General features: G+C 70.7%; 18 protein-coding genes. 12 read left to right on the forward strand and 6 right to left on the reverse strand.

What is annotated here, in order from left to right:
- Positions 1–56 precede the first annotated feature (56 nt).
- The 8 genes from OG448_RS29725 (at position 57) to OG448_RS29760 (ending at position 8,410) form a co-directional block, all read left to right on the forward strand.
- A complete protein-coding gene (locus OG448_RS29725) occupies positions 57–1,175 on the forward strand; it encodes an inositol-3-phosphate synthase (RefSeq protein ID WP_405558410.1) in 1,119 nt (372 codons plus the stop codon).
- On the forward strand, positions 1,172–2,095 hold the full coding sequence (locus OG448_RS29730; protein ID WP_405558412.1) for an SCO3242 family prenyltransferase: 924 nt from the start codon (positions 1,172–1,174) through the stop codon (positions 2,093–2,095). The genes OG448_RS29725 and OG448_RS29730 overlap by 4 nt, the downstream gene beginning before the upstream one ends.
- Positions 2,092–3,072, forward strand: a complete 981-nt coding sequence (locus OG448_RS29735) for a sugar phosphate isomerase/epimerase family protein (RefSeq protein ID WP_405558414.1) — start codon at positions 2,092–2,094, stop codon at positions 3,070–3,072. The genes OG448_RS29730 and OG448_RS29735 overlap by 4 nt, the downstream gene beginning before the upstream one ends.
- A gap of 81 nt (positions 3,073–3,153) precedes the next feature.
- Positions 3,154–3,825, forward strand: a complete 672-nt coding sequence (locus OG448_RS29740) for an EboA domain-containing protein (protein ID WP_405558415.1) — start codon at positions 3,154–3,156, stop codon at positions 3,823–3,825.
- Positions 3,825–4,700, forward strand: coding sequence for a TatD family hydrolase (locus OG448_RS29745; protein ID WP_405558417.1), 876 nt, complete (start codon positions 3,825–3,827; stop codon positions 4,698–4,700). Before OG448_RS29740 ends, OG448_RS29745 begins: the two co-directional genes overlap by 1 nt.
- Positions 4,701–4,703: 3 nt before the next feature.
- Positions 4,704–5,873, forward strand: a complete 1,170-nt coding sequence (gene eboE, locus OG448_RS29750) for a metabolite traffic protein EboE (RefSeq protein WP_405558419.1) — start codon at positions 4,704–4,706, stop codon at positions 5,871–5,873.
- Positions 5,870–7,285 (forward strand): nucleotide pyrophosphatase/phosphodiesterase family protein, encoded by a 1,416-nt coding sequence (locus OG448_RS29755; RefSeq protein WP_405558421.1) that lies wholly within the window; start codon positions 5,870–5,872, stop codon positions 7,283–7,285. The genes eboE and OG448_RS29755 overlap by 4 nt, the downstream gene beginning before the upstream one ends.
- A gap of 87 nt (positions 7,286–7,372) precedes the next feature.
- A complete protein-coding gene (locus OG448_RS29760) occupies positions 7,373–8,410 on the forward strand; it encodes a sugar phosphate isomerase/epimerase family protein (protein ID WP_405558423.1) in 1,038 nt (345 codons plus the stop codon).
- Between the two features lie 86 nt (positions 8,411–8,496).
- Here OG448_RS29760 and OG448_RS29765 read toward each other — a convergent pair whose 3' ends face one another.
- Positions 8,497–8,946, reverse strand: coding sequence for a spore-associated protein (locus tag OG448_RS29765; protein ID WP_399569277.1), 450 nt, complete (start codon positions 8,944–8,946; stop codon positions 8,497–8,499).
- A gap of 93 nt (positions 8,947–9,039) precedes the next feature.
- Positions 9,040–9,540: a hypothetical protein gene (locus OG448_RS29770; protein WP_405558424.1), complete on the reverse strand. Its 501-nt coding sequence runs from the start codon at positions 9,538–9,540 to the stop codon at positions 9,040–9,042.
- Between the two features lie 757 nt (positions 9,541–10,297).
- Between OG448_RS29770 and OG448_RS29775 the strand changes: the two genes are divergently transcribed.
- The 3 genes from OG448_RS29775 to OG448_RS29785 all read left to right on the forward strand — a co-directional run bounded on the left by OG448_RS29775 (position 10,298) and on the right by OG448_RS29785 (position 13,005).
- Positions 10,298–10,891 (forward strand): isochorismatase family protein, encoded by a 594-nt coding sequence (locus OG448_RS29775; protein WP_405558426.1) that lies wholly within the window; start codon positions 10,298–10,300, stop codon positions 10,889–10,891.
- A 370-nt stretch (positions 10,892–11,261) separates the two neighbouring features.
- Positions 11,262–11,603: a hypothetical protein gene (locus OG448_RS29780; RefSeq protein WP_405558428.1), complete on the forward strand. Its 342-nt coding sequence runs from the start codon at positions 11,262–11,264 to the stop codon at positions 11,601–11,603.
- An 838-nt stretch (positions 11,604–12,441) separates the two neighbouring features.
- Positions 12,442–13,005, forward strand: a complete 564-nt coding sequence (locus OG448_RS29785) for an EF-hand domain-containing protein (RefSeq protein WP_405558430.1) — start codon at positions 12,442–12,444, stop codon at positions 13,003–13,005.
- A gap of 125 nt (positions 13,006–13,130) precedes the next feature.
- On the opposite strand, the gene OG448_RS29790 is transcribed toward OG448_RS29785, so the two are convergent.
- The gene (locus OG448_RS29790) at positions 13,131–13,337 is read right to left on the reverse strand and encodes a hypothetical protein (RefSeq protein ID WP_405558432.1); all 207 of its coding nucleotides are present in this window, start codon (positions 13,335–13,337) and stop codon (positions 13,131–13,133) included.
- A 605-nt stretch (positions 13,338–13,942) separates the two neighbouring features.
- Between OG448_RS29790 and OG448_RS29795 the strand changes: the two genes are divergently transcribed.
- Entirely contained in the window at positions 13,943–14,215 is a 273-nt protein-coding gene (locus tag OG448_RS29795; protein WP_405558434.1) for a hypothetical protein, read from the forward strand.
- Positions 14,216–14,676: 461 nt separating this feature from the next.
- On the opposite strand, the gene OG448_RS29800 is transcribed toward OG448_RS29795, so the two are convergent.
- The 3 genes from OG448_RS29800 to uppS form a co-directional block, all read right to left on the reverse strand.
- Positions 14,677–14,868, reverse strand: a complete 192-nt coding sequence (locus OG448_RS29800; protein ID WP_405558436.1) for a hypothetical protein — start codon at positions 14,866–14,868, stop codon at positions 14,677–14,679.
- Entirely contained in the window at positions 14,865–16,178 is a 1,314-nt protein-coding gene (locus OG448_RS29805) for a cytochrome P450 (RefSeq protein WP_405558437.1), read from the reverse strand. Before OG448_RS29805 ends, OG448_RS29800 begins: the two co-directional genes overlap by 4 nt.
- Before the next feature lie 296 nt (positions 16,179–16,474).
- Positions 16,475–18,235 (reverse strand): polyprenyl diphosphate synthase, encoded by a 1,761-nt coding sequence (gene uppS / locus OG448_RS29810; protein ID WP_405558439.1) that lies wholly within the window; start codon positions 18,233–18,235, stop codon positions 16,475–16,477.
- Between the last annotated feature and the right edge of the window lie 126 nt (positions 18,236–18,361).

The following is an 18,361-nucleotide window of genomic DNA, read 5'->3' on the forward strand; positions in this document are numbered from 1 at the left end:
GTACTCCCGCCCGCCGTCTCCCGTCCCTGATCAGTACGTCCACAAGGAGGCCGACCATGTCTACGTCCCGCCCCGCCGGCGTCTGGCTCATCGGTGCCCGAGGCTCGGTGGCGACCACCGTGGTCGCGGGCTGCGCCGCGATGTCGGCCGGCCTGCATCCACCCACCGGCATGCTCACGGAGACGGCCCTCTTCGCCGACTGCGGCCTGCCGGGGCTGTCCTCCCTGGTCTTCGGCGGCCACGACACACTGGACTGCCCGCTGCCGAAACGCGCCGAGGAACTCGCCGCGGGCGGCGTCCTCCCACACGGCCTCCCCGCTGCGGTGACCGCCGAACTCACCGCCGCCGACTCAGAGATCGTCCCCGGTGGCCCGCTCCCGCACGACGACCGCGACGAGCAGGAGCTGATCGAGGCGTTCGCGGCCGACATCCGCGACTTCACCGCCCGCCGGGCCCCGGCCGGAACGGTCGTCCTCAACGTGGCCTCCACCGAGCCCGTCGCCGACGGCGACACTCTCCCGCCCAGCTCGCTCTACGCGGCCGCCGCCCTCCGCGCCGGCTGCCCCTACGTCAACTTCACCCCCTCCACCGGCCTTCACCACCCGTCCCTGGCCGCCTCCGTGGCGCGGAGCCGCCTGCCGTACGCCGGCCGGGACGGCAAGACCGGCCAGACCCTCCTGCGCTCGGTACTCGGCCCGATGTTCGCCCAACGCGCCCTCGCGGTCCGGGCCTGGTCCGGCACCAACCTGCTCGGCGGCGGGGACGGCGCGGCGCTGGCCGACCCGGCCGCGGCCGCCGCCAAGAACGCGGGCAAGGAACGCGTCCTCGCCGACACCCTCGGCACCCCGGTCCAGGGCGACGTCCACATCGACGACGTCCCCGCCCTCGGCGACTGGAAGACCGCCTGGGACCACATCGCCTTCGACGGCTTCCTCGGCACCCGCATGATCCTCCAGACCATCTGGCAGGGCTGCGACTCGGCCCTCGCGGCACCCCTGGTGCTGGACCTGGCCCGGCTGATGCTCCGGGCGCGCGAGGCGGGAGTGTCGGGGGCGGTGGGTGAGCTGGGGTTCTACTTCAAGGACCCGGTGGGGGAGGGTGCTGCGGGGCTGGGGGAGCAGTACGCGGCCCTGGGCGACCTCGCGGCTCGGCTGCGGGTGGGGGAGACGCGGTGACGGGGGAGGGGCGTGGTGGTGTCTCCGCCTGGGTCGAACTCCTGCGCCTACCAGCCTTGTTCACCGTCCCCGGTGACGTCCTGGCGGGGGCGGCCACGGTTCCCGGCCGCCCCGGCCCTCGCACCCTGTGGGCCATCTCCTCCTCCCTCTGTCTCTACGAGGCGGGCATGGCCCTGAACGACTGGGCCGACCGAGCCGAAGACGCCGCCGAACGCCCCCACCGCCCCCTGCCCTCGGGCCGCATCCGCCCCGCCACCGCACTCACCGCGGCCTGCGCCCTGACCGCCACCGGCCTGGCGCTCGCCGCGCGGGCCGGCCGCCCGGCGCTCGCCGTCGCCACGCCGCTCGCCGCGACGGTATGGGCCTACGATCTGGGCCTCAAACGCACCCAGGCAGGCCCCGCCGCGATGGCGACGGCCCGCGCCCTGGACCTCCTGCTCGGCGCCGCCACCACGTCCGGCGGCGTCCGACCCGCACTCTCCTCCGCCGCCCTCCTGGGCACCCACACCCTGGCCCTCACCACGGTCTCCCGCCACGAGACCCAGGGCGGCTCCCCTCTCACCGCCCTGACGGCACTCGCCTCCACGGGAGCCTTGGCACTCGGCCTGGGTCGAGGGTCCGGCCATGCTCAAGTCACGCTAGGCGCACAACAGTTGAGCGGTACGGGACGCGGACCGGCCTACCCCCTCCGCGTAGCCCTCGCCCTCGCCTACGCCGCGACCGCCGCCCGCCCGTACCTCCACGCCGCCCTCAACCCCTCACCCCCGCTCACCCAGAGAGCCGTCAGCGGCGGCATCCGAGCCACCATCCCGCTCCAGGCCGCGCTCTCCGCCCGCGCCGGCGCCCCGGCCAGCGCACTGATCACCGCGGCCCTGGCCCCCCTGGCCGCCCGGTTCGCCAGGAAGGTGAGCTTGACATGACGCCCACGCCCCAGCCGGCCGAGCAGCCCGGCCCCGCACCCCTCCGCTTCGGCTACGGCACCAACGGCCTGGCCGACCTGCGCCTGGACGACGCCCTCGCCCTCCTCGCCGACCTCGGCTACGACGGCGTCGGCCTCACCCTCGACCACATGCACCTCGACCCGCTGGCCCCGGACCTCGCCGCCCGCACCCGCCAGGTCGGCCGCCGCCTGGCCGCGCTCGGCCTGGAGGTCACCGTGGAAACCGGCGCCCGCTACGTCCTCGACCCCCGCCGCAAACACGGCCCCTCCCTCCTCGACCCCGACCCCGCCGACCGGTCCCGCCGCGCCGACCTGCTGCTCCGAGCCGTACGGGTGGCCTCCGACCTGGGCGCCCACGCCGTGCACTGCTTCAGCGGCACCCTCCCGCCCGACACCGACGAGGCAACGGCCTGGAACCGGCTGGCCGAGGCACTCACCCCCGTCCTGGAAGCCGCCACCGCCGCCGACATCCCCGTGGCCGTCGAACCCGAACCCGGCCACCTCCTCGCCACCCTCGCCGACTTCCACCACCTGCGCCACGCCCTCGGCGACCCCAACCACCTCGGCCTCACCCTCGACATAGGCCACTGCCAGTGCCTCGAACCCGTCCCACCCGCCGACTGCGTCCGCGCCGCCGCTCCCTGGCTACGCCACGTCCAGATCGAGGACATGCGCCGCGGTCACCACGAACACCTGCCCTTCGGAGACGGCGAGATCGACTTCCCCGCCGTCCTCGCGGCGCTGGCCGCCACCGGCTACAACGCCCTCACTGTGGTCGAACTGCCCCGCCACTCCCACGCGGGCCCCCACTACGCCGAAACCTCCCTGCCCTTTCTCAGGACAGCCGCCGCCCGCCCGGTTTCCTCCGCGCCCTTGAGCGGCCAGGCGTCGTCGGCCCCGACTTCGGCGTTCCTCGACGCCGTCCCCTCCACCCCCCTCAGCCCTCCGTTGCCGTAGCAGCCCGCACGATTCAGCAGCCCCCGCCACCACCCCGATCACCTCACCCGAGCCCTCCGCCCCCACGGAAGGGACCACCGCATGACCCACTCCGCCCCGAGCACCCCGGCCCCCGTCAACACGAGCCCCCTCCCGGATGACCTGCGCCCCCATCTCACACCCCCCGCCCGAGACTGGCTGGACCGAGTGCTGGCCGACGCCGCCCAAGGCATCACCCCCACCACGGAGTTACACCTGGCCGAAGCCGCCCGCCGCTGCGGCCCCCCTCACGCCGACACCGCCCGCGTCCTCATCCTCCAAGCCGCCCACCCCACCCCCGCCGACCTCACCCGCGTCTACCACCGAGGCACCGCCGACGAACGCCGAGCCGTCCTGCACGCCCTGCCCCACCTCGTACCGGGCCCCGAAGCCCTCCCCCTCGTCGAGGACGCCCTCCGCACCAACGACACCCGCCTCCTCACCGCCGCCCTCGGCCCCTACGCCGCCCGCCATCTGAGCGCCCACCTCTGGCGGCACGCGATCCTGAAGTGCCTGTTCACCGGCGTGCCCGTGACCGGCGTCGCCCAACTGGCCGCCCGCGCGCACGGCGACGCCGAACTCGCCCGCATGCTGGCCGACTTCGCCGCCGAACGCACCGCCGCGGGCCGCTCCGTCCCCGCAGACCTGCACCACGTCCTGGCCCTGACCGACCCCGGCGCAGCCCCGCCGCGCCCCGCGCCCGAGGGTGGCGCCTCCCACGGCAAGGAGTCCTGATGCGCCTCTTCGACCCCCACATCCACATGACCTCGCGCACCACCGACGACTACGAGGCCATGCGTACGGCGGGCGTCCGCGCCGTGGTCGAGCCCGCCTTCTGGCTCGGCCAGCCCCGCACCTCCACCGCCTCCTTCCTCGACTACTTCGACTCCCTCCTGGGCTGGGAACCCTTCCGCGCCGCCCAGTACGGCATCGCCCACCACTGCACCCTCGCCCTCAACCCCAAGGAGGCCAACGACCCCCGCTGCACGCCCGTCCTGGACGAACTGCCCCGCTATCTCGTCAAGGACCGTGTCGTCGCCGTGGGCGAGATCGGCTACGACTCGATGACCCCGGCCGAGGACACCGCGCTCGCCGCCCAGCTCCAGCTCGCCGCCGACCACGGCCTGCCCGCCCTCGTCCACACCCCCCACCGCGACAAGGCCGCCGGCCTGCGCCGCACCCTGGACGCCGTCCGGGAGTCCGCGCTCGCCCCGGAACGCGTCCTGCTCGACCACCTCAACGAGACCACCGTCAAGGAGGCCAAGGACAGCGGCTGCTGGCTCGGCTTCTCCGTCTATCCCGACACCAAGATGGACGAGGAGCGCATGGTCGCCGTCCTCCGCGCCCACGGCCCCGAACAGGTCCTGATCAACTCCGCCGCCGACTGGGGGAGGAGCGACCCCCTGAAGACCCGCAAGGTGGCCGACCTGATGCTGGCCGAGGGCTTCACCGAGGACGACGTCGACCGCGTCCTGTGGCGCAACCCCGTCGCCTTCTACGGCCTCAGCGGACGGCTGGACCTGGACGTCGCCGCGACCGACGCCACCCACGAGGGCAACACCATCCTGCGCGGCGCCCCCAAGGAAGCCGCCCCCGCCGGACAGGAGTGACCCGTGCGCTTCCGCCACCCCGACGGCTCCCTCGTCCATCTCGCCTACTGCACCAACGTCCACCCCGCCGAGACCCTCGAAGCCGTCGTCGCCCAGCTCCGCGACCACTGCGAGCCCATTCGGCGCCGCCTGGGCCGCGACCGCCTCGGCATCGGACTCTGGCTCGCCAAGGACGCCGCCCTCGCCCTGGAGAACGACCCCTGCGCACTGGCCGCCCTCCGCGCCGAACTCGACCGGCGCGGCCTGGAGGTCGTCACCCTCAACGGCTTCCCGTACGAAGGCTTCGGCTCCCAGCAGGTCAAGTACCGCGTGTACAAACCCGACTGGGCCGACCCCGAACGCCTGCGCCACACCACGGCCCTCGCCCGCATCCTCGCCGGCCTCCTCCCCGACGACATCGTGGAAGGCAGCATCTCCACCCTGCCGCTCGCCTGGCGCACCGTCGCCACACCCGCCCGCATGGAGACGGCCCTGACCGCCCTGCGCACGCTCGGCGACCGCCTCGACGCCCTCGCGGAGCTCACCGGCCGCTCCCTCCGCATCGGCCTCGAACCCGAACCCGGCTGCGTCATCGAGACCACCGCCGACGCCCGCACCCCCCTCACCGACATCGCCCACCCCCGCATCGGCATCTGCGTGGACACCTGCCACCTCGCCACCTCCTTCGAAGACCCCGGCACCGCCCTGGACGCCGTCGCCCACGCAGGCGTCCCCATCGTCAAATCCCAGCTCTCCGCCGCACTCCACGCCGAGCACCCCCACCGCCCGGACGTCCGCGAAGCCCTCACCGCGTTCGACGAGCCCCGCTTCCTGCACCAGACCCGCACCCTCACCGCCACGGGCCGACAGGGCACCGACGACCTGGGCGAGGCCCTCCAGAACGGCGCCCTGCCCGACTCCACCCCGTGGCGCACCCACGTCCACGTCCCCCTGCACGCGGCCCCCGCCGCGCCCCTCACCTCAACCCTCCCCGTCCTCGCCACCGCCCTGACCCGGCTCGTCGGCGGCCCGCACCCCCTCACCCGCCACCTGGAGGTCGAGACCTACACCTGGCACGCCCTCCCCACGGAACTACGGCCCCGCACCCGCGCCCAGCTCACCGACGGCATAGCCGCCGAACTCTCCCTCGCCAGAGACCTGCTCACCGACCTCGGCCTCAAGGAGCTGCCATGACCGACCACCCGGCGGCCCCGCCCCGGCCCGCGCCAGGCCGCCCGACCCCGCTGCTCGTCCTGGACGTCGTCGGTCTCACCCCCCGCCTCCTCGCTCACACGCCCCACCTGCGCGCACTCGCGGACCAGGGCTCCCGCGCCCACCTCGGCACGGTCCTGCCCGCCGTCACCTGCGCCGCCCAGTCCACCTTCCTGACCGGCACCACGCCCGACGAGCACGGCATCGTCGGCAACGGCTGGTACTTCCGTGAGCTGGGTGACGTCCTGCTGTGGCGCCAGCACAACGGTCTGGTCGCCGGCGACAAACTCTGGGACGCCGCCCGCCGCACCCACCCCGGCTACACCGTGGCCAACATCTGCTGGTGGTACGCCATGGGCGCCGACACCGACTTCACCGTCACCCCCCGTCCCGTCTACTACGCCGACGGCCGCAAGGAACCCGACTGCTACACCCGCCCTCCCGAGCTGCACGACGAACTGACCGCCGAGTTCGGCACGTTCCCCCTCTTCCAGTTCTGGGGCCCCGGAGCCGGCCTCGCCTCCAGCCGCTGGATCATCGACGCGACCCGCCACATCCAGCGCACCCGCCGCCCCGACCTGACCCTCTGCTACCTCCCCCACCTCGACTACGACCTCCAGCGCTACGGCCCCGACGACGCGCGCTCCCTCAAGGCGGCCGCCGACCTGGACGCCGCGGCCGCACCCCTCCTGACCGACGCCCGCGCGGAGGGCCGTACCGTCGTCGTCCTGTCCGAGTACGGCATCACGCGCGTGGACCGGCCCGTGGACATCAACCGCGCTCTGCGCCGCGCCGGCCTGCTGGAGGTGCACGAGCAGGACGGCATGGAGTACCTGGACCCGATGGCCTCACGGGCCTTCGCGGTCGCCGACCACCAGATCGCCCACGTCTACGTACGCCGCCCCGAAGACCTCGACGCCACCCGCGCCGCCCTCACCGGCCTGCCCGGCATCGCCCAACTCCTGGACGAGGAGGGCAAGAAGGCCCACCAGCTCGATCATCCGCGCGCGGGCGAACTCGTCGCCGTGGCGGAGCCGGACGCCTGGTTCACGTACTACTACTGGCTCGACGACGCCCGCGCACCCGACTTCGCACGGCTCGTCGAGATCCACCGCAAACCCGGCTACGACCCGGTCGAACTCTTCATGGACCCCCTCGACCCCTACGTCAAGGTCAAGGCGGCGGCCGCGCTGGCCCGCAAGAAGCTCGGCCTGCGCTACCGGATGGCGGTCGTACCCCTGGACCCGTCACCTATCCGGGGCAGCCACGGCCGCCTTCCCGCGAGCGACGACGACGGTCCGCTCCTCATCTGCTCCACCCCCCGTGCCGTCGGCGACCGCGTCGCGGCCACCGATGTGAAATCACTCCTGCTCCGACTCGCCGGCCTCACCTGACGAGCGTCATGAGACCCGTCACGTGTGCCTGGTCCCCAGTGAAGCACTCACCACTGACAACGCCCTCCCACACCCCGGAGTTCCCGCATGAGCCGCATTTCGCACAATGACCCCGAACTGACCCACCGCCTCACCAGAAGGGGCATGCTGGGCGTCGCCGCCGGCGCCACGGCCGCCGCCTTGCTGGGTACGGCCGGTCCTGCCTCGGCCGCGACCACCGCCCCCGCGCCCGTCACCGGCCGGGGCCGTCCCGTCCTGCCCCCCGGCCGCCTGGGCATCCAGCTCTACAGCCTGCGCGACAAGGTCGGCACCCTCGGCTTCGCCCCCGTCTTCGCCGAACTGGAGAAGTACGGGTACGACGAGATCGAGTTCGCCGGCTACGCCCAGGGTTCGGCCGGCCCCATCACCCTGGCGCGCCTCAGGCGCCTGGCCAGGGACCACGGCCTGACACCGATCGGCAGCCACGTCGGCTACTACTCCGACGACCCGAACGCCTACACCTTCGCCCAGAACCTCGAGAAGGTCCTGGACGACGCCCAGGCCCTCGGCCTCAAGCACATAGGCACCGCATCCGGCCCGTTCCGCTACGGCTCGACCGTCGACGCCTGGAAGCGCGCCGCCGAGGAGTTCAACACCTACGGCGCGGCGGCCAGGGCACGCGGCATGAAGTTCTACCAGCACAACCACTCCGACGAGTTCGCCTTCGCCGCCGACGACCCCAAGGTCCGCCTCTACGACGTCCTGCTGGCGGAGACCGACCCCGACCTCGTCCATCTGGAGATGGACATCTACTGGGCCTACGCGGGTCAGTTCCGCTTCTCCAAGCGCCCCGACGGCACGCCCGCCCCCTTCGACCCGCTGGACTACGTCCTCGCGCACCCCCACCGCTACCCGCTCTTCCACGTCAAGGACGGCGTGAGCGACCCCACGAACGAGTTCGGCTACCGCATGACGGACGTCGGCGACGGTGACATCGACTACCAGCGCTTCATCTCCACCGTGAGCCACCTGCGCGGCCAGCGCCTGGCCCACCACTGGCAGACGGAGCACGACAGCCCGCCGGACTCGCTGAGCTTCGCCCGCCGCTCGAGCGCGTACCTGCACTCCTTGCGCGTGAAGTGCTGACTTGGAGCCACCGCTCACATGAAGACTCGCTCTGGCGGATTTTTGAGCTTCCGTCAGAGCGAGCCGTCATCGTGCGTTGCCGGGGATCAGCGGGTGTAGGTGACCCGCTTCTCCTTCAGGGACGCGCAGTTGGAGCCGGAGATCTGGACGTACACGTTCTTGATCTGCCCGCCCCAGTCGACGCAGTGCCCCTTGCCGTAGACGTAGGTCGGACCGGCGTACGAGGTGAAGCTGCCGTAGTCGTCGTCGCCCTGGTCGGTGTCGGCGACGTAGAGCCAGGCCGACATGTCGACGGCGGTGCCGGGGCTGTTGCGGATGGTGGTCACACAGTTCTTGCCGTTGGACGCGTTGTAGGTCAGGTAGACGGTCCCGAGCGAGCCGACGGCCGCGGAGTTGACGGTGCGGTAGCTGCTCCCGCAGACCTTCTGCGGAGTGGTGTTGGGCGCGGCGGACGCCGGCGCGGCCATCGCGGTGCTGGCCCCGAGCGCGAGCGCGGCCAGAGCACCGACAGTGAGGGCAGTACGGTTGAATCGCATATTTCCCCCTTTGTGGCTGTAGGAGCTTGTTGCTCCTGACTGGTCTGACTGGCGACGCATACGGATGGTTGTACCGGTCTCCGAAGAAAACCGTCACTCGTCGGCGCTGGCCCGCCGCTGCACTTCACAGTGGCCGATCCGGGACACGTCTCCTGCGCGGCCACCGAACACGCGGAGGCTTGCCGTGCCCTTCGCCGGGACCGACACCTGGTCGGTGGTGTCGGCCATCGTGAACCCGCTCTCGTCCTGGAAGCTCACCTTCACGGTGAAGAGCCCGTCACGCGCGTTCGGATTCCTGACCTCGACATTCGTGTAGGGGTCTTCGGCGCTCGCGCAGTGCTTGAGCACGGCGGTGCCGTCCTTGAGGGGCCGGGCGGACGCCGTGGGGGAGGAGCGGCTGGTGGGCCGCGAACGGTACGTACCGCGGTCGCTGTTCCTGCCGGGCGTGCCGGTGCCGTACGAGCCACCACTGCCCGAAGCGGACGAACTGTCGTGATCCTGGCTGGAGTTGCTGCACCCACCACCGCTGCTGTGATGGCTCCTGCTCCCGTGCCCACGACTCGACGAAAACCCGGTCAAGGCAAGCACGACCACCCCGGACACCACTACGAACCTGAGCCTGCGCCCCCGTGTGTACATGACGCCACCCTACTCAGGGCTGCCGACTCTTCGTCCCTGCTGCCTGGTTGTTCGGCCTGTGTAGGTCAGGGCCGGTTTGGCCTGGTGTTGTGGTCTTCTATAGGTGGGTTGGGGCGGGGGAGGGTGGGGGGTGTTCGGGTGGCTGGGTGGGAGGGGGGTCGTGGGGATGTCGTTGGTGGGTTGGTCGGTTGTGCGGGTGGTCGTGGCGGGTGTGGTGGCGGGGGCGGGTGTGGTGGCGGCTTCGGCCGCCGTGGCCGGCGCCTCCTCGTCGGTGTCGGGTGTCTCGTCGTCGGACTTGTCCTCGCCGGGGGAGGGTGTCGCCTTCCCTGAGGCCGGTGTCTCGTCGCCGGTTGGGTGTGTTGCGTTTCTTTCGTCGGGGGTCGGTTCTTCGCTGGCGGCTCCTGTTTCTGCTGCTGTTGTCGCTTCTGGTGGTGTGCGTTTGGATGATTCGGGATGGCAGGGGAGTGGGGTTTGAGGAGGGGATGAGGGGTTCGTGGGGGAGCTTGCGGAGTCGGTGACCAGGCGGCAGCCCGGAGCGGCTGCCACCCCCAGGGACTTGCCCGGCGCCGGCGGTGCCGGGCAAACATCGTGAATCGTTCCTGCGGTGAATGTCGTGAGCCGGGCGGGTGAGGTGGACCCGCCATGCCTTCCGGCGGAGGTGAGAAGCCCGTAGAACACCAGGGTCGTTTCGTCGTTGCGAAGGGTGTGCGCCATGAGCCGTGGCTTGATCGTCGTGGATGTGCAGAACGATTTCTGTGAGGGAGGCAGTGTCCCGGTCAGGGGCGGGACGCGCATCGCGACCGCTGTTGCCGATCTGGTCGAGCGCGGTGCGGGGGCTGACTATCAGTACGTCGTGGCCACCCGGGACCACCACATCGACCCGGGCAGCCACTTCTCCGAGAACCCGGACTTCAAGGACAGCTTCCCCGTCCACTGCGTGGCCGGAGGCGAGGGCGGCGAGTTCCATCCGAACTTCGCTTCCACGGCCACGGGCGGCAAGGTGGACGCCGTCTTCTTCAAGGGGGCCCACAGCGCCTCCAAGAGCGGCTTCGAAGGCTCCGACGAACACGGCACCTCCCTGGCGGAGTGGCTGCGCTCGCGGGGGGTGGAAGACGTGGATGTGGTGGGCATCGCCACCGACCACTGCGTCCGCGCGACCGCGTTGGATGCCGTCAAGGCCGGGTTCCGCGCCCGCGTGCTCCTGGACTACTCGGTCGGCGTCGCCCCGGACACCACAGCATCGACCCTGGAGGACTTCCGCCGGGCAGGCGTCGCCGTCTCCGGTGAGACACCGGTGCCGCAGTAGCGGGCTGGGTTTCCGCCGAGGGAACGGGCGCAGGACCGGACGGGCTCCCGCGGCTCCTTGAAGGAACCGCGGGAGCCCGTCCGATGAGCTGACTCGAGCCGCTGGGGGCGTGGGCAGGGCGGCCACGAGGATCAGAGCGGTGATGTCCTGGATGCCCAGGTCGGTGTCGCGGCGGGTGACGCGGTACCGGCTGGTCTCGGGGTGGGTCACCCGGGCCGAGTCCGGCGTGTCGGCAAGAGAGCCGGGTCCGGCCACTATCAGAGGGCCTGGCCTGTCGCCGCGCCGGGAGGGGCAGACGAACGCTCATCCGAACGGGTTAATTCGGTCTGTGGCCCTCCCCCGGAGGGCTCGGCGGGGTCACCGTGAGGGTATGGACGATGCGCAGCCGCTCTCGGTGGCTGCCGGGCCCGGGGCGGTGCTGCAGTGGGCGCGGGCGATGGGGCTGGTGGCAGACGAGGGTGAGGAGCGGCGGCTTGCCGCAATGAGGCTCGACGTGCTCGCCGAAGGGGCTCTGCCGCGGGCCGGCAGCCAGAACGTGGCGCTGACGGCCCGGTGGGCGGTGTTCGTCTGCTGTGTGGACGACCTGGTCGATCGTCGTGGTCTGGGGCTGGTTCCCGGTGAGGTGGAGGAGTTCACTGCTCCGCTGCGCGAGGTCCTTGCCGGCGGCGGTGGGCCGCCGTCGGCGAAGAGGCCGCGTATGCGCGGGCGTTGAAGGAGCTGTGGGCGCACACGTCCGCAGGGATGTCCGCGCAGGTGTCGCTCGGGTCGCCGTCCTGTTGGCCCCACCTCGATCGGACCCCGCCCGTTCCGTTTCACCGTCCCCGCTCTCGCCGACGTCTTCACCCTGCTCGCCCTCGGCCACCTCCCCCGCCGCATGGCCCCTGCCCCTGGAGCGGACATCCGCGACGACCAGCGGCAACCGGTGACCGATCCGCCGGACCGCGGTTCGACTCGCCTGGTGGGGCAGTCCAGGGAGACTCTCCGATCCCACCGTCTTCACCCGAGCGAGTAGCTGCAGCCTCGCAGACGGCCCGGATCGGGTCGTACGCGCGGACGGCCCGCCGGCAACGGTTGGTGGCCGGCGCCCGCGTGGTGTACCGCCGCGGGCCCCAAGGCGTGAGCCGTCCGGCGGGGGAGGGCTTGCAGGCAATTCCGAGGGTGGGGCCACAACTGCGCTTGTTCCTGGTCGTTGCTCACTGCGTGGTGGCGCACCAGGCGGCGCGAGCCGTCTGCCAATCCTCGGGAGTGACGTAAGAGTGGCAAGGGATACCTCGACCGGGCTGCGGGGACGACGCAGCGTCGGCGGCACCCCGGCGTTGTTCTCGCTTCCTTCCCGATACGCCCGGGCACACAGGTGGTCCTGTTCGGCATGGCCAGTGGCGCCAGCGGCGGCGTGATGCTGATCAGCTGGTAGGTCCCCTGGCCCGCGCGCTCGTGACACCAGGGGTCGGCCGGCAGGCTCTACTCGGGTTCCGTGACTGCGTACGTCATCTGACGGAGGCGCCCCTTACCTGCCGTAGCCGCGTGTTCCATCTGGCAGGGTGTCGGGCATGGACATCTCGCCGTTCCTGCAGCGCAAGCTCGCGCGCCGCTTCGCCACCTTCGACACCAACGGTGACGGCTCTATCGACCGTGCCGACTTCGAGTCGGCCTGCGACCGCCTCGCCGCCGCATTCAGGCTTGCGCCCGAAGCCCCCGCGCTCAAGCACATGCGGGAGCTGAGCGACGGCCTGTGGCAGCACTTGTCACGGGCCGCGGACACCGACGTCGATGGACGCATCAGCCTCGCCGAGTACCAGGCGGCGTTCGCCGCCGGATTGCTGGTCACGCCCGCTTCCTTCGACGCCGGGTACATGCCGTTCCTCGATGCGCTGATGGACATCGCGGACGAGGACGGCGACGGGAAACTGACCCGGGATGAGCAGGTTCGCTGGTCCGGCGCCCTGATGGGGCTGCCGGAAGCGGACGCTCGCGAGGTCTTCGGCCGCCTCGACCGGGACGCCGACGGGCTGATCAGCCGGGACGACATGCTCGAGGCAATCCGTGAGTTCTACTTCAACGAGGAGCCCACCTCCACCGGCGTGTGGCTGCTTGGACCACTGGACCCCGCTTAGGAAGCAAGCCTGTCGCCCGGACGGACTATTCAGATCGAGACGGCTGTTTGTCCTCTCCGACCGGCCGTACGGATACCACCACCCAGCCCGTTCGGCCCGACCGATTCAGAAACAGCTCTGACGAATCAGAAGTCACCTGACTCGTCAGTGAGCGAGATTCCCTGCCAGAAATTGACTCTCACGCCGCTGTGGCTGATCGGCTTGCCCCCCGGGTGCGGGTCAAGGGGCGCTGCCTGTGCCGTGCCAGTAGTGCTCACGGCAGCCAAGAAGACCAGAGACGGTACGGCGACCATAGCGGCTGCTCTGATCTGCGTGATGGCCTTGCGCTTCATCGGCTTTCCTTAGATTCGTTGTCGGGCACGCCCCGGTTTGTTCTTCAACGCTCTCGAGGCGAGCGGGTCTGGCCATGTACGCGAGTTGCGACGTCGTTTCGACGTGAGCTTGGGGGCCGCACGCTCGCGCGAACAGGCGGTGTGCACGAGAACAGGTGTCAGTCACCCCGGGGCCTGCTCATGAACCGAGAGCCATCCAGTGGGCCCGGGCAGGAGCCCGCGGCGGCCGGTTGGAGTCTGTCGGGCTGTCGCGGTGCTGGGCCCCGACCGCCGTGCAGCGATGGGGGGCCAGCACCGGGCCGTCAGGCGATGTACACGCTCCTGCCGCGCCCCAACGCCACCTCCCCCGGCGAAACCTCCTGCGTCACCCGCCCGTTGCAGAGGGGCCCTGACCATACAGAGGCCACCCCGTCGGTGAAGTTGGCAATCTCGGAGGGCGCGAAATCCCCCAGCGGGTAGCAACCCGACGGGTCGTGGTGGGGCGCCCTGTCGATGAACAGCACGCCAGAGGCTGCCTGTGCCGTACCCGGCGCCGTCAGCGCCAGCGCCAGCGCCGCCGCGCACGCTCCGAGCACCCGCGTCGCGCGTTGTGTCCCATGCATTCGTTGTCCACCTGCCACTTCCGTCTCTCCCGAACCCTGATCGTCACGAAAGGTATCACTCTGATTACCGAAAGTGACGAGCGCGTGGTGGTGAAAGAGGAGCGGGTGAAACTCCTGGAAACCCTTGATGCGCGGGTCGCATCGTTGCCATTGGCGTGCGCGGACCCAGTCGATCCGGGAGGACAGCCGGTCGGCGAGGACGATCAGTCCGGCGACGACGCAGGCGCCTACGGGGGCGAACTGGGTGGGCGCCCCGGGCTGCCGCGCAGGGCGTGAACGGTGTGAAGATGCGCGGCCCGTTGAGCGGTCCAGCCGGCCGCCCCTGGGCGCGGCTCCCGGCTCTCGGGGCCGGTGAGAGCGCGGGCGCTCAGGGCGTTGCCGTAGGTGCCGTGGTGTCCGCGAGGATCGGCCGAAGGCGGGCGTCAAGCCGCTGCTCCGGCGCGAGGTGGACGACAAGCTCGTGCTGTCCACACAGCGAGGGCCTGGGCTCGCAGGCCGGCAAGCCCTCACAGGTGGCCACGATCGCGGCCTCGGGCACCGTGTAGGGCGCCGGTGTGCGGGCCCGACCCCCGGGCCTGGCCCCCTGGCCCGCACACGCCTAGTACGACGCTCCATGCCCGGCCGCACAGGAAGGTGCGGACCCGCCGCGACCACTCCGGGTCCTCGTTCTCGGTCAGGACGGCGGGGCGGCGGCCGCCCTCGTGCGGCGCGGCCAGGGTTAGGTCCTGTCCCACCGATCATGTCCGGAGCCAGGCGATGGTTGCTGCGACGGTGACGGTGCCCAGGTGTACCGCTCCTTGTCGAAGATCGAGGGCCTGGGCCAAGGCGACGTCATGCAGGTGGTGCAAGACGGCTCCGACGGGCTCGTGTTCCTGGGTGAGGATCTGCTCGATGAAGTGGGTGATCGAGGTCGTGAGGAACCCGGTCACCTGCGGGCCGTGCCCTGCGGATGACGTCTTCGAACAGGGTGCAGGGTGACCCGGCAGCCCTGGGCGGGGTAGGGCTCCGTGCTGGCGCGGTGGCCGATTCCCTCATCTTGTCGCGTCACCGGCAGGAGCTGCCCACGGCGGATGAGTGTGTGCACCAGCACGGTGACTTGGATGAAGGCCAGTTGACCGCCGATGCAAGCGTGCGGGCCAGACCCGAAGGGCAGCCAGGCGCCGCGAGGGGGCCGGTTCCCGAGGAACCGTTCGGGACGGAACTCCTCCGGCTCGGGATACAGATCGGGGTTTCGATGCAGATCCCATAGGCTCGCTACGGCGAACGTCCCGGCCGGCACGTGGTATCCGCCGATGTCGCATGGCTCGCGCAGCAGCCAGGGGATGGCTGTGACCGGCGGTCGCAGACGCAGTGCTTCGCGGATGACCGCGTCTGTGTAGGGAGCGCTGTCATCCTGTCCGGATGCTTCATCGACCAGCCGTTGCCACACGTGCGGTGTGCGCGTGGCGCGCTCGATGACCCAGGCTGCCGCAAGGGCGGGAGCCTGGGCAGCCAACAGGTAGAAGACGATCTGGTCGCACAGCACCTCGTCGCTCAGTTCCTCGCTGTCAGATGCCAGCAATATGCCCAGGACATCGTTGTGAATCGTGCCAGTGCGACGTCGCCGGGCAACTTCCTCGCGCACCAGATGAAGGCAGGCATTCCAAGCCCTGTGCCCCGTAGGCCACCAGGGCAGCACGCCCACCGCGTAGGCCATCACAGCAGGACGGACGGTGCTCTGGCGGAGCCGAGCGATGGCCTTGACCCAGGTGTGCAGAAGGCGAGGATCGTCGACACTGAGGCACGCTCTGACGTTGGCCTCGGCGACAGCTGTGTCCAGCAAGGGGAGCAGTCGGAAGGGCGTCCCCACAGGGCAGGCATTCGCCATCCGCTGTGCTGCGACGGCGATGGCAGCCCGGTTGCCGGACAGGGCGTCACCGCGCAGGGTGGGGATCATCAGCCGGCTTACCGCATGGTGCTGTGCGCCGCTCAGCTGGTTCAGCATCGCCGTGGAACCCATCACGCGCCCCAAAAGACGGCCAGTCGTGTGGTGCTCCACTCCGGAGCTGCGCAGCACTTGTTCGATCAGACGTGGATCACGCAGCCATACAGCTCTGACACCCGGCAACCAGTCGGGGACGATCGCGCCGTGTCGGGCGAAGTGGCGCTCCATGTAGCGGGGGCCCCAGAGGAAACGACCCGCCATGATCGGCATGACGGCGGGGGCGGACAGTGGCTTGAGTGGCAACTTCTCAGTCATTCAGAAGTGTCCCGGATCGATCGGAGATGTGGGATGAGTCCGTAGCTTCCTGGCGCGGTGCCGCCGGACTTGAGTACAGAGCCGAAGCTGCGCGTTGGCCGACCGGAGATGCCGAGTCCCATCACAGGTCCCCGCCGGCGATGTCAGGCCACGAGCGCGTGGCTGAACTGGGGGGTTGCCAGGGATGTGAGCATGGCGGTGAGGCGCACGCTGGGCTCGGGCGGTAGACGCGGCGGCGTCAGCTGGATGAGCGCATACCAGGGCCTGGAGCGACACGACCGCCTGGGGCACCGCGATCAGGGTTGTTGTGGCTCATGAGACACCACTGCCGGGAGGGAGGGGGCACCGTGGCGGCGCTGTCGGCGGGTGTACTCGGAGATGGCCTGCCACAGGTGGCGCCGGTCAGTCTCGGGCCAGTAGTCGGCGGTGAAGTACAGCTCGGCGTAGGCGGTATGCCAGGGCAGGAAGTTGGAGATGCGCTGCTCATTGCCAGTGCGCCACACCAGATCGACATCCGGCATGTCTGGCAGGGGAAGGTGCCGCGCGACGTCCGTTTCACTGATCAGGTCGGGATCAAGCTGACCGCTTCGTACCCGGCGGGCGAGGGCGGCAGCGGTACGGGTGATCTCGTCCCGGCCGCCGTAATCGATGCACGTGGTCAGTGTCAGGCCGGTGCGGTCATGTGTGCTGCTCTCACGCATCCTCATGAGGTCGATCACGTCCTGAGGCAGCCTGTCCGGGCGGCCGTGCCAGCGCACTCGGACATCAAGATCCTCGAGAGGGTACTCGCGCAGCTCTTGGCGCAGAACGGCGAGGATGGTGCCGATCTCTTCGCCGTCGCGCTTCCAGTTCTCGGTGGAGAAGGTGTAGAGGGTCAGGTGCCGCAGGCCGATCTCCAGAGCACCGTAGACCATCTCGTAGGCGGCGGAGCGGCCGATCCGGTGGCCTTCGTGCCGGGGCAGGCCGCGTTGCTGTGCCCACCGGCCGTTGCCGTCCATGATCACGGCGACGTGGGTGGGCATCTGGTCGACTGGAATCTTTGGTGCTCGCTCACCGCTGGGGTGTGGTGGCGGGCTGCGAAAGGCCGGGCGCTGCGCGCGCGGACGCTGTGTGACCACAGTGTCGTGCCGGGGACGGCGTGGCGGTGGCACGGTCACCTCGGTCAGGCTCCAGGCGAGAGCGGCGCGCGCCCGAGCCGGGGCGAGGAGGCGTGCGATGGTGACGAAGGCGGGCCTGGGCGGGGCATGAAAGAGGGCGGGACCGGCGGCGCTCACGGCGTCGAGCTGTGCGCGCAGCAGGTCGGCCATGGTGTCGAGGACGGTTGCGAGGCCGGGGTGCATTCCTCGGGCGAGGGCAGGCTGGGTCACCCATCGGCGGGCAAGCCGGGTCAGGTCGGTGATCAGGTCGGCGGTGGAGGGACTCCAGCGCCGCTGCGCCAGGTCGTCGGCTGATCCCGGGAACTGATCGAGGATCTGACCGGGCAGGAGAAGGTCCCCCTGGGCGAGGTCGGCGGACAGGTCGGTGAGAATGTCGGTGAGCCGGACTCCGTCGAGGAACTGCTCGTAGACGTCCTGCCTGTCCAGGCGGAGTGCCACCGCCACGCCGGCCCTGTCGAAGAGGTCGCGGACCTGTTCGAACCAGGGCAGCAGGGTGCCGCGGCCCCAGGCGCGCCAGCTGCTCCAGTCGGTGAACCGCCTGCCGTGGGCGTCGTGCTGGACCAGCGTCATGGCGTTGTGCAGCCCTGAGAGGTCCAGGCGCCAGCGCCAGGCGGTGTCCACCAGGGCCAGGCGGACAGGGTCTGTGCTTGTCCCGGTTGCCAGGTCACGGTCCAGGGCACTGATCCATGCCCCGACCCGTGCCGCTCGTTCCCCGGATTCGGCCGTGCGGTCGTCAGCAAGGTCGTCGAGGGCGTTGGCCGCCGTCCACAGCGCCCAGCAGGCCGGGCGGAGCACCGCAGGCACCAGTTGGATCAGCGCGTATTCCGCCGGGTCCTGTTGCTTGGTCAGGGTCTGGCAGAGCCGGTACGCCGCCTGTAGCGCCGGGTCGTCACCGGCCACCCCCGCTAACGACCTCGTCGAGCGGTGACCAGTTCGCAGGGGGGCAGGTCGCTGCCTGCCTGAAGTGGTGGAGCGCATACTGATCACAACGAGAGCAGAGCAGCGAGGTTGTGCCGGTGATCCCAG

This window comes from Streptomyces sp. NBC_01171 (assembly GCF_045039805.1).
Classification (GTDB): domain Bacteria; phylum Actinomycetota; class Actinomycetes; order Streptomycetales; family Streptomycetaceae; genus Streptomyces.

Coding starts and splice junctions, on each gene's coding strand:
- OG448_RS29790 (WP_405558432.1), bottom strand. CDS start 13,337: ATGAAGCGCAAGGCCATCACGCAGATCAGAGCAGCCGCTATGGTCGCC.
- OG448_RS29760 (WP_405558423.1), top strand. CDS start 7,373: ATGAGCCGCATTTCGCACAATGACCCCGAACTGACCCACCGCCTCACC.
- OG448_RS29740 (WP_405558415.1), top strand. CDS start 3,154: ATGACCCACTCCGCCCCGAGCACCCCGGCCCCCGTCAACACGAGCCCC.
- OG448_RS29755 (WP_405558421.1), top strand. CDS start 5,870: ATGACCGACCACCCGGCGGCCCCGCCCCGGCCCGCGCCAGGCCGCCCG.
- OG448_RS29805 (WP_405558437.1), bottom strand. CDS start 16,178: ATGACTGAGAAGTTGCCACTCAAGCCACTGTCCGCCCCCGCCGTCATG.
- OG448_RS29780 (WP_405558428.1), top strand. CDS start 11,262: ATGGACGATGCGCAGCCGCTCTCGGTGGCTGCCGGGCCCGGGGCGGTG.
- OG448_RS29745 (WP_405558417.1), top strand. CDS start 3,825: ATGCGCCTCTTCGACCCCCACATCCACATGACCTCGCGCACCACCGAC.
- OG448_RS29775 (WP_405558426.1), top strand. CDS start 10,298: ATGAGCCGTGGCTTGATCGTCGTGGATGTGCAGAACGATTTCTGTGAG.
- OG448_RS29735 (WP_405558414.1), top strand. CDS start 2,092: ATGACGCCCACGCCCCAGCCGGCCGAGCAGCCCGGCCCCGCACCCCTC.
- OG448_RS29725 (WP_405558410.1), top strand. CDS start 57: ATGTCTACGTCCCGCCCCGCCGGCGTCTGGCTCATCGGTGCCCGAGGC.
- OG448_RS29785 (WP_405558430.1), top strand. CDS start 12,442: ATGGACATCTCGCCGTTCCTGCAGCGCAAGCTCGCGCGCCGCTTCGCC.
- OG448_RS29765 (WP_399569277.1), bottom strand. CDS start 8,946: ATGCGATTCAACCGTACTGCCCTCACTGTCGGTGCTCTGGCCGCGCTC.